This window comes from Prevotella sp. HCN-7019 (assembly GCF_037890215.1).
Classification (GTDB): domain Bacteria; phylum Bacteroidota; class Bacteroidia; order Bacteroidales; family Bacteroidaceae; genus Prevotella.
In genome coordinates, this window is sequence record NZ_JBBKBO010000007.1 from 63,356 (window position 1) to 75,961 (window position 12,606).

Annotated in this window: 11 protein-coding genes; 6 read left to right on the forward strand and 5 right to left on the reverse strand. The window is 36.5% G+C overall.

Features of this window, described 5'->3' with window-relative positions; all coding sequences use genetic code 11:
* Positions 1 to 78 precede the first annotated feature (78 nt).
* Positions 79 to 2,289, forward strand: a complete 2,211-nt coding sequence (locus tag WKT13_RS09955; RefSeq protein ID WP_340323757.1) for a RelA/SpoT family protein — start codon at positions 79 to 81, stop codon at positions 2,287 to 2,289.
* Here the strand turns inward: WKT13_RS09955 and WKT13_RS09960 are convergent.
* The gene (locus tag WKT13_RS09960) at positions 2,284 to 2,916 is read right to left on the reverse strand and encodes a TetR/AcrR family transcriptional regulator (RefSeq protein WP_298620715.1); all 633 of its coding nucleotides are present in this window, start codon (positions 2,914 to 2,916) and stop codon (positions 2,284 to 2,286) included. The genes WKT13_RS09955 and WKT13_RS09960 overlap by 6 nt on opposite strands.
* A gap of 115 nt (positions 2,917 to 3,031) precedes the next feature.
* Between WKT13_RS09960 and WKT13_RS09965 the strand changes: the two genes are divergently transcribed.
* From WKT13_RS09965 to WKT13_RS09975, 3 genes are all read left to right on the forward strand, one after another.
* On the forward strand, positions 3,032 to 5,320 hold the full coding sequence (locus WKT13_RS09965) for an NADP-dependent malic enzyme (protein WP_340323758.1): 2,289 nt from the start codon (positions 3,032 to 3,034) through the stop codon (positions 5,318 to 5,320).
* 63 nt (positions 5,321 to 5,383) lie between these two features.
* Positions 5,384 to 6,226: a 4-(cytidine 5'-diphospho)-2-C-methyl-D-erythritol kinase gene (ispE, locus tag WKT13_RS09970; RefSeq protein ID WP_340323759.1), complete on the forward strand. Its 843-nt coding sequence runs from the start codon at positions 5,384 to 5,386 to the stop codon at positions 6,224 to 6,226.
* Positions 6,226 to 6,726 (forward strand): NUDIX hydrolase, encoded by a 501-nt coding sequence (locus tag WKT13_RS09975; RefSeq protein ID WP_445323597.1) that lies wholly within the window; start codon positions 6,226 to 6,228, stop codon positions 6,724 to 6,726. Before ispE ends, WKT13_RS09975 begins: the two co-directional genes overlap by 1 nt.
* Before the next feature lie 90 nt (positions 6,727 to 6,816).
* Here the strand turns inward: WKT13_RS09975 and WKT13_RS09980 are convergent, their stop codons facing one another.
* The 3 genes from WKT13_RS09980 to pyk form a co-directional block, all read right to left on the reverse strand.
* Positions 6,817 to 7,374, reverse strand: a complete 558-nt coding sequence (locus tag WKT13_RS09980; protein WP_340323760.1) for an NADH peroxidase — start codon at positions 7,372 to 7,374, stop codon at positions 6,817 to 6,819.
* Between the two features lie 49 nt (positions 7,375 to 7,423).
* Positions 7,424 to 7,843: a Fur family transcriptional regulator gene (locus WKT13_RS09985; protein WP_298620707.1), complete on the reverse strand. Its 420-nt coding sequence runs from the start codon at positions 7,841 to 7,843 to the stop codon at positions 7,424 to 7,426.
* A gap of 181 nt (positions 7,844 to 8,024) precedes the next feature.
* Positions 8,025 to 9,476, reverse strand: coding sequence for a pyruvate kinase (pyk, locus tag WKT13_RS09990; RefSeq protein WP_340323761.1), 1,452 nt, complete (start codon positions 9,474 to 9,476; stop codon positions 8,025 to 8,027).
* Positions 9,477 to 9,697: 221 nt separating this feature from the next.
* Between pyk and WKT13_RS09995 the strand changes: the two genes are divergently transcribed.
* Together WKT13_RS09995 and WKT13_RS10000 are read left to right on the forward strand one after the other, a co-directional pair.
* Positions 9,698 to 10,024 (forward strand): HU family DNA-binding protein, encoded by a 327-nt coding sequence (locus tag WKT13_RS09995; protein ID WP_298620903.1) that lies wholly within the window; start codon positions 9,698 to 9,700, stop codon positions 10,022 to 10,024.
* 300 nt (positions 10,025 to 10,324) lie between these two features.
* Positions 10,325 to 11,899 carry an Rne/Rng family ribonuclease gene (locus WKT13_RS10000; RefSeq protein WP_340323762.1) on the forward strand — a complete coding sequence of 525 codons (1,575 nt, stop codon included), beginning with the start codon at positions 10,325 to 10,327 and terminating at the stop codon, positions 11,897 to 11,899.
* Between the two features lie 115 nt (positions 11,900 to 12,014).
* Here WKT13_RS10000 and pdxT read toward each other — a convergent pair whose 3' ends face one another.
* A complete protein-coding gene (gene pdxT / locus WKT13_RS10005; protein ID WP_340323763.1) occupies positions 12,015 to 12,605 on the reverse strand; it encodes a pyridoxal 5'-phosphate synthase glutaminase subunit PdxT in 591 nt (196 codons plus the stop codon).
* Between the last annotated feature and the right edge of the window lies 1 nt (position 12,606).

Here is a 12,606-nt window from a genome sequence, read left to right on the forward strand (position 1 = left end):
TACTTTTTTCATAAATGCGAAACGTTAAAGGTATTTTTTGTAACTTTGTGACCAAACTTAATATAGATAAACATAGTTATGGCAGGAATATTAAGATCCACAAAAGAAGAAAAAAGAGAGTTTGTACGTATCATAAGATATTTACGTGATACTTTGGGAGATTCTCTCATGCCTGACGACGAGCAAAATTTGAGACAAATAATAGAAACTGCAGTAAAAGAAAACAAAATTGAAAGAGATGTCTTTGGGCTGAACCCAATATTATTAAGTTTTCAGACTGCAGAAGTTGAAGTGCAGGAAATAGGCATGAAACGTGACTGCGTACTATCTATATTGCTGTATAATATTGTCACTAATGACGATAGTGTAACAGAGCGAATAGAAAAAATATTCGGCAAAGGTGTTGCACAGATAATACATGGTCTTGTAAGAATCCAAAATCTTTACAGTAAGAATCCTGTTATAGAAAGCGAGAATTTCAAAAGCCTCCTTCTTTCATTTGCAGAAGACATGCGCGTCATTCTTATAATGATCGCAGACAGAGTCAGTCTGATGCGTCAGATAAGAGACACAGACAATGAGGAAGCAAAACGTAAAGTATCCGAAGAAGCCAGCTATCTTTATGCCCCACTCGCCCACAAACTGGGATTGTATAAACTAAAAAGCGAACTTGAGGACCTTAGTCTGAAATATCTTGAACACGATGCATACTATGCCATCAAAGAAAAACTTAACGCCACAAAAAAATCCCGTGATGCATACATTGAGAGATTCATTCAGCCAATAGAAGAACAACTGCATAAAATGGGAATAAAATGTCATGTGAAAGGACGCACAAAAAGTATCCATTCCATATGGCAAAAGATGAAAAAACAGAAATGCGCATTCGAAGGTATATATGATCTGTTTGCAATTCGTATAATTATTGACTCACCTATAGAAAAAGAGAAAATGCTTTGCTGGCAAACATATTCATTAATCACCGATATGTACATGCCAAACCCCAAAAGATTACGCGACTGGCTTTCTGTGCCCAAATCCAACGGATATGAAAGTCTACATATAACCGTACTTGGACCAGAAAACAAATGGGTAGAAGTGCAGATTCGTACAGAAAGAATGGACGAAATTGCAGAGCGTGGTCTTGCTGCACATTGGAGATACAAAGGTATCAAAGGTGAAACTGGACTTGACGAATGGCTTAACAATATACGCAGCGCGCTTGAAACGAACGATGATATGCAGTTGATGGATCAGTTCAAAATGGACTTATATGAAGACGAGGTTTTTGTTTTCACTCCCAAAGGCGATCTGTTCAAATTTCCAAAAGGAGCGACCGTACTTGATTTCGCATACCATATACATTCCGGTATCGGTAACAAATGCGTCGGGGCAAGAATAAACGACAAGAATGTTTCCATAAGGGAGATTCTGCATTCTGGTGACCAGGTGGAAATCATCACACAGAACAACCAGAAGCCCAAACGCGACTGGATCAACATTGTCAAGACAAGCAGAGCTAAAGCCAAGATAAAGCTTGCACTGAGAGAGACGCAGGTAAAAGAAGGCTTATATGCAAAGGAAATGATCGCCAGAAAACTCAAGAATAGGAAAATAGAGATGGACGAAAGCACAATGGCTCATATGATTAAAAAGCTAGGCTTTAAAGAGACGTCCGATTTCTATAAACAATTAACAGATGAGAAACTTGACGTTAACGAGGTGATAGAAACATATATTGAAGTCAGAAATCATGATTTGAATTTAAACGGACCCGGTATAACACGATCTGCTGAAGAATTCAATTATGAAAACCATGACGATGATATGATCCATGCACACGAAGATGTGCTTGTTATAGACAGAAATCTAAAAGGCATTGATTATACTCTTGCAAAATGTTGCCACCCTATATATGGAGATCCCATATTCGGATTTGTAACAATAAACGGCGGAATAAAGGTACATTGTGAAAACTGCCCCAATGCTCCTGAATTGAGAAAACGGTTTGGCTATAGAATTGTAAAAGCACGTTGGAGTGGGAAAGGAACTTCCCAATATAATATTACTCTGAGAATTATAGGAAATGACGATATTGGCATTGTTAACAACATCACAAGCATTATCTCAAAAGAAGAAAAAATAGTAATGCGGTCAATAAACATAGACAGCAATGATGGATTATTTAGCGGTAATATAGTAATTCAAATTGATGATACATCAAGGCTAGAATCACTATTAAAAAAGCTGAGGGCTATAAAAGGAGTAAAAAGCGCAGTGCGCTTATGAACGTGAACTAAGCAAGGCATCAAACTGCTTAATTCCGTCATAAGTACACACACCACGTATAAACAATAAAATTATATTGTTGAGAATACGTGCCAAATCGTATTCTTTATACATTTGTGTGCGCTTCACATATTCTATAGAAGCATTCAATATGCGCGACAATACATCATAATCCACATCATCACGGAATACACCTTCTTTTATTCCACGCCTATAAAAAGACATCTTGTCCTTTTTACGTTCAGAATCTCGGGTTTCAAAATAAGATACCACCTGACTGTATTTCTGTATGTCAGAAAAATAAAGAGGATTTATACCAGACAACCACTGTATCTGCTTATTGTAAAATTCTATTATTATATCAATAACATTATTAGAAGGATCTTTTTCAAAAGACATCATATGGGCATCATATTGTTCCTCTTGAAACTTGACACCCTCAAGCAAAAGTTCCTCTTTGTTAGAATATATCTCATACAACGTACGCTTGGATATACCCAAAGATGCGGCAATATCATCCATCTTAACCGCTCTGATGCCCTTACTCATAAACTCAGCCATTGATGTTTGCAGAATCTTTTCACGCAACTGTTGTCTGTAGTTTGTCTGGGAACTGTTTTTATACATACATATTAGTTTTGTGACAAAGTTATAAAAAAAATGTGAAACTGAAATTGCTTTAATAGTTTTTTATTAACTTTGCGTTTATATATACACATAAAAATCAACAAATATATAATATATGGTAAAAATAACAAAAGAAAGTGCACTGGATTATCACAAGAATGGACGTCCGGGCAAAATTGAAGTAAAACCAACAAAACCATATCATACACAAACAGACCTCAGTCTTGCTTATTCACCAGGTGTTGCCTATCCGTGTATTGAAATACAAAAAAATCCGAATGATGTTTATAAATACACAGATAAAGGCAATCTTGTGGCTGTAATCTCTAACGGTACAGCCGTACTTGGCCTTGGAGACATTGGAGCTATGAGCGGAAAACCTGTTATGGAAGGTAAAGGACTTCTGTTTAAAATATACGGAGGTATTGATGTTTTTGATATTGAGATAGATGAAAAAGATCCGGAGAAATTCTGTGAAGCCGTTGAAAAAATTGCACCGACTTTTGGAGGTATTAATCTTGAAGACATAAAGGCACCGGAATGTTTTTATATAGAAGAGAGATTAAAGAAAACTCTTGACATTCCTGTTATGCACGATGATCAGCACGGAACCGCTATTATATCCGCAGCAGGCCTGAAAAATGCACTAGAGGTTGCCGGCAAAGATATATCCAATGTGAAAATTGTTGTAAATGGAGCCGGAGCTGCAGCCATCAGCTGCACAAAACTGTACGTTGCACTTGGAGCAAAAATAGAAAATATCATCATGGTCGATTCTAAGGGCGTTATAACAAAGGACAGAGAAAATCTCACTCCACAGAAACAAATGTTTGCAACAAGCCAGACAAACATTCATACCTTGGAAGAAGCAATCAAAAATGCAGATGTTTTCGTCGGATTATCAAAAGGAAATATCCTTACACAGGACATGATACGCTCGATGAATGACAACCCTATTGTATTTGCGCTTGCAAATCCTGTTCCAGAAATCAGCTATGAGGAAGCTATGGCCAGTCGCCCTGACGTGCTTATGTCAACAGGACGAAGCGATTATCCAAATCAGATAAATAATGTCATAGGATTCCCCTACATTTTCCGTGGAGCTCTTGACGTACATGCCAAAGCCATAAATGAGGAGATGAAATTGGCTGCAGTGAATGCCATTGCCGATCTTGCCAAGCAACCAGTACCAGACGTTGTGAATGAAGTCTATCATGTGAATGATCTCACATTTGGACCAAAATATTTTATACCGAAACCGGTTGATCCCCGTCTTATTACTGAAGTTAGCGCCGCTGTTGCAAAAAGTGCAATAGAAAGCGGAGTGGCCCGCCATACGATAACAGACTGGGATGCATATAAAAAGAGCCTTATGCAGTTGCTTGGACAAGAAACCAAACTTACACGCAATCTGCATGATACAGCCCGCATGCACCCACAACGTGTTGTATTTGCAGAAGGAGCACATCCAACTATGATGAAAGCTGCCGTACAGGCAAAAGCAGAAGGTATATGCATACCGATTCTTTTGGGAAATCCAGACAGATTGAACAGACTTGCCCAACGGTTGAAGTTGGATCTAACAGGAATACAGCTCATCGACATGCGCGCAGACCAAGAACAAGGACGACGCGCTACATTCGCAAAACATCTGGCAGAGAAACGTGCACGTCAAGGATATACATTCCAAGAAGCCTATGACAAGATGTATGAGCGGAACTATTTCGGTATGATGATGGTGGAAACAGGGGAAGCTGATGCATTTATCACAGGATTGTATACAAAATACTCAAACACAATAAAGGTTGCAAAAGAAGTAATCGGTATACGCCCGGAATATAATACCTTCGGAACCATGCACATACTCAACACAAAGAAAGGAACATATTATATTGCAGACACACTGATCAACCGTCATCCTGACGAAAATGTACTCATTGATATCGCAAGACTTTCTGCACATACAGTGAGATTCTTCAACGAAGAACCACATATTGCTATGATCAGCTATTCTAACTTTGGAACTGATGATATCGGTAGTCCGCAGAAAGTCCATAATGCCGTTGCAGAACTCCAACAAAGGTATCCTGATATGGTTATTGATGGCGAAATGCAAGTTAACTTTGCATTAAATAAAGAGTTAAGGGATGATAAGTATCCATTTACAAGACTAAAAGGTCTTGATGTAAACACTCTTGTTTTCCCTAATATGAGTAGTGCCAATGGAAGCTACAAACTCCTCCAGGCTCTTGATCCAGACGCAGAAATAATCGGACCAATACAAATGGGCTTGAATAAACCTATACACTTTACAGATTTTGAAAGCTCTGTACGTGACATCGTAAATGTAACAGCCATAGCGGTTATTGACGCTTATGTAGATAAGATAAAATCAAATAAATAAAAAACAACGAAATAATGGTTGGGCAAAATTTGCCCAACCATTATTTTCTAATAAAAAATTATTATGCTGACATTACCATGCGCCAAATTAAACTTAGGGTTAAATATTATAAATAAACGTCATGACGGATACCATAATCTGGAAACTGTATTCATACCAATCCCATTATATGATGTTTTGGAAATAAATTTAATGGATGAGCGTTTCCCTTCAGAAACAGCCTGCGACATAAAGATTACAGGAAATAAAATTGAATGTGAAGACAATGATAATATTGTAATCAAAGCATATAATCTAATTGCATCAGAATATAATATACCACGCATACACGTACATTTATTTAAGAATATTCCATCTCAAGCTGGCATGGGGGGAGGTTCCAGTGACGCAGCATATATGCTGAAAGCGCTTAATAAAATGTTTGAACTGAACATTACAAATCAGGAACTAAAAAAATATGCTGCCAGACTTGGCGCAGACTGTGCATTTTTCATTGAATCAACTCCTGTATTTGCAACAGGTATTGGGGATTCTCTAACCCCCGTAAACATAAAATCGATACTCTCCAATTACTATGTGGCTATTGTAAAACCCTCCATTGCAATATCAACCAAAAACGCATATGCTCATATCAATCCACATCATCCACAAAAATGCTGTAAGGAGATAATAAAACAACCATTAGAAACATGGAAACATGAATTGATAAATGATTTTGAGGAACAGGCATTCAAAGAATATCCAGAACTACAAAAGATAAAAAACAGTCTGTATGAACATGGAGCCATATATGCACAAATGAGTGGAAGTGGAAGCGCCATGTTCGGTATTTTCAAAGATAAACCCAATAATATAAGTGTTTGTTTTAGGCAACACTATACAACAATACTTAAATTACAATATTAATGGATAATCCCAAAGAACTTTTTCCTATTGTTGATGAATCTGGAAATATAATAGGAAGTGTCAGTCGAAAAGAAGCTCACAGCGGATCAATGATACTACATCCAGTAGTACACCTACACGTCTTTGACATTAACGGAAATATTTATCTGCAGAAACGTCCTATATGGAAAGATATCCAACCTGGTAAATGGGACACTGCATGTGGAGGGCATATTGATCTTGGCGAGAACGTAGAAGCAGCTCTAAAACGCGAAGCAAAAGAAGAGCTTGGACTATATGATTTCGACGTTAAACTATTAGGAAGTTATATTTTTGAAAGCTCATGTGAACGCGAACTCATATATGTTCACACAACTATTTACAAGAAAGAAATTATACCAAACATAAATGAACTAGCAAATGGACGCTTTTGGAGTAAAGTAGAAATAAGAAACAATATGAATAAAGGTGTATTCACTCCAAACTTTGAAAACGAATACCAAAAATTTTTCATGGATTAAAATAAAAATACCTTATTATATTTTCATAATAAACTTGATAATGGTATGATAATCATACCATTATCAAGTTATTTTCAATTATATAATATATTATTTTTCAAAATATCTCTTATATAATCCCATAAATCCAGCACAGTGGCGTGCTTCGTCCTTTGCCATTTCATGAACTGTATCATGAGTCGCATCCATACCTGCTGCCTTTGCATTTTTTGCAATGCGGAATTTATCCTCACATGCACCACGCTCTGCAGCAATACGTGCTTCAAGATTACTCTTTGTATCTTTTACTACATCACCCAGTAATTCCGCAAACTTACTTGCATGCTCAGCCTCTTCATATGCATAACGCTTAAACGCTTCTGCTATTTCCGGATAACCTTCCCTATCAGCCTGACGACTCATGGCCAAATACATACCAACCTCACCACATTCACCATTGAAATGAGCGTTAAGATCTTTAATCATCTCTTCATTAGCATCCTCTTTACGAGCAGCACCAAGCGTATGGACTGTGGCAAATTCCGCATTATCGGATTCATCCATCTCTTTAAACTTAGCCTTAGATGCTTTACATACAGGACATACTTCAGGAGCCTCTGTACCTTCGTGAATATATCCACAAACTGTGCAAATAAATTTTTTCTTCATAATTTAATACGTTATTAAATGATATACTATGTTATTGCAATCAATTATTTTATTTTTTATTTTTTTCTAAACAACTAGAACATACTCCCCTATAATATAATTGTATACAATCAATGCTGTTACCGCAAATATATTTTTTACAGTCTATATTCAAATTATCTTGAATATCAACAATTGTTTTGCATTGCTTACAATAGAAATGCACATGGGGCTTTATCTCACCATCATAACAAACACGATGCTCATCAATTGTTATCATTTGAGCAGCATTATTATCTGATAATAATCGCAAAGTATTATACACAGTAGTCCTACTCAACGTTGGAATCTTTTTACAGAGCCCTTTATAGACATCATCTACCGTTGGATGAGTTCTATGCTCCAACAGATACTGCATTATTTCAATCCTCTGTATAGATGGCTTTATACCATTCTGCAACAATCTATCATATGCTTCACTTTTCAACATCTTGCATATACATATTATTTTTATGCAAAGATACAAATATATTAGCATAATAACAAATACAACATTGTAATAATTTCAATTTTAACTTAATTTTAAATTTGAATGGTTTGTATAATAGTAAAGGATATGCAAAATCTGCATATCCTTTACTATATTTATATGATAAAATAAATACCATATATCAATCAATATCTACATGCTGTGGAAGATGGAATTCATATGACTTATCAAAAACCTGCCCCACCTTATTTATTTCAAGAAATGTTGTGCCACCATTTTCGCCAAAACTACCACTCATATAAGCAATCTTATCATCCATCGTAATATAACCTTTCTGACGTAGCATTCTTAATGCTGCAATAAACATATATTCGGGTGATTTGTGCTTTTTTTGATATATTGGCGTTACACCAAAACTAAGATTAAGCCATCTTTGTGTTTTTTCTTTATAACAGATTGCAAGAATTGGGGTTGGACCACGAAAAGCTGCGAGATGACGTGCTGTTTCTCCAGATTCACTGTCTGTAATAATTCCAGCGACTCCCAATTTGCGCGTTGCATCTATAGCAGAATGTGCAAGAAATTCACGCTGAGTACATTTATCATTCATCGGAACCTCGAATGCCTCAACATTAACACGGTCACGCTCTGCCTGTTCTGCAATAGCAGCCATGGTTTTAACTGCCTCTAACGGATATTTACCACTTGCGGTCTCACCACTAAGCATAAGTGCATCCGTGTTAGAATATATTGCATTTGCTATATCTGTTACTTCTGCACGTGTGGGACGAGGATTATTTATCATTGTATGAAGCATCTGTGTTGCTACTATTACAGGCTTCTTTTTCATCACACATTTATTTATAATCTGGCGCTGTATACCAGGAATCTTTTCAATAGGGACTTCAATTCCCAAATCACCACGTGCAATCATCACCCCATACGAAACATCTATAATTTCATCGATATTGTCAACACCTTCCTGATTCTCAATTTTTGAAATAATCTTTATATCACTATTGTGTTCATCTAGGATCTTTTGTATTGCTATAACATCATTAGCTGATCTTACAAAAGAATGTGCAATAAAATCTATATCGAGCTCAATGGCCAACAATATATTATTATAATCCCGTTCTGTTATCGTTGGTAAATTTATATGTTCTCCCGGCACATTCACACTCTTGTGTGCACCAAGTACACCGTCATTCTGCACCTGAGCAACAAGCATTGGACCAGTATTCTCAATAACTTTCATATCGATCTCACCATCATCAAACAGGATATCATCACCAACTTTCACATCTTTTGTGATGTCCGCATAACTTACATTAATAATGTCGTGCGTAGAATCCATCTCAGGACGTCCAAAAATCTTAACAACATCCCCTGTTTTATATTGTATAGGATCTTTTACATCGGTAGTACGAACTTCAGGCCCTTTTGTATCTATCATCAACGCAATGTGTGGTGACACAGCACGTACATTCCGTACAATCTCCCTAATTCCGTCCGGTGTGGCATGTGCGGTGTTCATACGGACTACATTCATGCCAGCAAAAAACAATTTGCGAATAAATTCCTGAGAACAACGCCTATCACTAATGGAGGCAACAATCTTTGTCTGTTTCATAACATCTGGTTTATTACATATCCAATATACTAATATGCAAAGTTAAGAAAAAAGAAAATAAATGTCTGTCTTTTCATCGTAAAATCATCTTTTTAATAATACTAAATTTCAAAGTCAAAATATAAACTATTGATAAACAATCTATTGGTTATTATAATATTATTATATGTTGTCAAAAAAAACAAAAATATATTTTGCATGACACAAAAAAACTAGTATCTTTGCACTTCAAAAGAAAGAGAAATAAAAATTCACATAAAAAAACACAAATGACAAAAGCAGATATTATCAACAAGATTGCCACTAGCACCGGTATTCCTAAAAAGGATGTGGCCGTAGTAGTTGAAAGCTTGATGGAAACAATAAAAAACAGCCTTTTGGAGAAAAAAGAGAATGTTTATCTGCGTGGCTTCGGTAGTTTTGTTATCAAACATAGAGCAGCTAAAACTGCAAGAAACATTCTGAAAAAAACAACTATGATTATTGAGGCACACGACCTACCGAGTTTCAAGCCAGCAAAATGCTTTGTTGATAAGATGAAAGGTTGAAACTAATTGATAAACTCGATGTAACATCATTACAAACAAAATATAAATAAATAAAAATTAAAGCTATGCCAAACGGAAAGAAGAAAAAAGGACATAAGATGGCCACGCATAAGCGTAAAAAAAGATTGAGAAAGAACAGACACAAGAGCAAATAAAGTTTTCTGAACATTGCTCTATCGGTTTGTTCCAGATGAGGGCGCGTCAATGCATCCACTCAGGATTTTTGACACGCCCTTTTGTTTTATATTACATTTTTGTTGTTTTGTAAAATACAATTTATAAGCTAAGTATAAAGAAGAAATGACCAGCGAACTTGTAATTGATGTCCAGCAGAAAGAAATATCCATAGCTTTACTCGAGGATAAACGGCTTGTAGAATATCAGAACGAACCACGTTCTGTTTCTTATGCAGTCGGTAATATCTATATTGCAGAAGTGAAGAAACTGATGCCTGGGCTAAATGCCAGTTTTGTGGATGTTGGTTTTGAACGTGACGCATTTCTCCATTATCTTGACATAGGTAGCCAATTTAATTCCTACGAAAAATATCTCAAACAAGTACAAAGCGACAGAAAGAAATTATATCCCTTCAGTAAAGCTACAAGACTTCCTGATCTTAAAAAAGATGGAAGCATACAAAACATACTCACCAAAGGTCAGGAAGTTCTGGTACAAATTGTTAAAGAACCAATATCTACAAAAGGGCCTCGTCTTACAGGAGAACTGAGTTTTGCCGGAAGATATCTTGTTCTTATCCCATTTGGGGATAAAGTATCAGTATCAGCCAAAATAAAAAGCGGAGAAGAGCGGGCTCGTCTTAAACAACTCATCAATAGCATAAAGCCAAAGAACTGTGGTGTTATTGTACGTACTGTAGCTGAAGGTAAACGCGTAGCTGAACTTGATGCAGAATTAAAAATTCTGACTAAAAGATGGGAAGACGCCATCACAAAAATACAAAAAACACAAAAGCGCCCACAACTTGTATTTGAAGAAACAGGTCGAACAGTAGCACTTTTACGCGATCTGTTTAATTCTACATATGAAAATATTTATGTAAATGATGAGACTGTATTCAATGAAGTAAAGGATTATGTTTCGCTCATTGCGCCAGAAAAAGCAAAAATAGTAAAACTGTACACAGGAACAGTCCCTATTTTCGACAATTTCAATATCACCAAACAGATTAAATCAAGCTTTGGAAAAACAGTTAATTACAAACATGGTGCATATCTCATCATAGAACATACCGAAGCCCTGCATGTTGTAGATGTAAACAGCGGTAACCGCTCACATTCAGATAACGGACAGGAAGCCAATGCACTCGACGTCAACCTTGGTGCAGCAGATGAATTGGCAAGGCAACTCAGACTAAGAGATATGGGCGGAATTATTGTAGTTGACTTTATTGACATGAATCTTGCAGAGGACAGACAACTCCTATATGAAAGAATGTGCAAGAACATGCAAAAAGACCGTGCCAAACACAACATTCTGCCTTTAAGTAAGTTTGGACTGATGCAGATCACACGTCAAAGAGTACGCCCTGCCATGGACGTAAATGTAGAAGAAACATGCCCGACATGTTTTGGTAAGGGAAAAATAAAGTCAAGTATTTTATTTACTGATCAACTGGAAAGCAAAATTGATTGTTTAGTAAACAAGATCGGAGTAAAAACGTTCTATCTGCACGTACATCCTTATGTTGCTGCATACATAAACCAAGGAGTTTTCTCACTGAAACGCAAATGGCAATTGAAATACGGACTTGGAGTTCATGTGATTTCCTCCCAAAAATTATCATTCCTTCAGTACGAGTTCTATGACAATAAGAAACAATATATAGACATGAAGGAAGAGATTGAAACAAAATAAAGATACTTATATATTTTGGGAAACTATTACCTTATAATTAATAAAATAAACGACCGTTCCTGTATATCATAAAAACAGAGACGGTCATTTCGTTTTATACAACATATATGATTTATTATTGGCACCAACCAGCATATTTTCGTACGATATCAAGAAAATAGCCATGCACACGTGTATCATCAGTAAGTTCTGGATGGAAGGATGTAACCAACTGATTGTCCTGTCTTGCAGCAACAATATGTCCTCCACATTCAGCCAACACACACGCATTTCCATATACACTTTTAATATACGGAGCGCGAATAAATGTCATCGGAATACCATCACCAACTTCTTTCATCATTCCTTTCACATAGAAACTGCCCAATTGTCTTCCATAAGCATTACGGCAAACATCTATCGACATTGTTGAAAAACCGATGGATGAATCACCATTCTCCACATGCTCTGCAAGCAATATCAAGCCAGCACATGTTCCCATAACGGGCAAACCATTACAGATAGAATCCTTTATAGGTTTTAATAATCCAAGTTCATGGAGCAGTTTTGCTTGTGTAGTACTTTCTCCACCTGGAATGATAAGCCCGTCTTTAGATTGATTCCAATCAGCTAACTTTCTAATTTCAAAAGTTTCACACCCTAGCTCGCGTAGCATACGTTCGTGTTCGATAAATGCTCCCTGAAGCGCCAATACAGCAATTCTCATA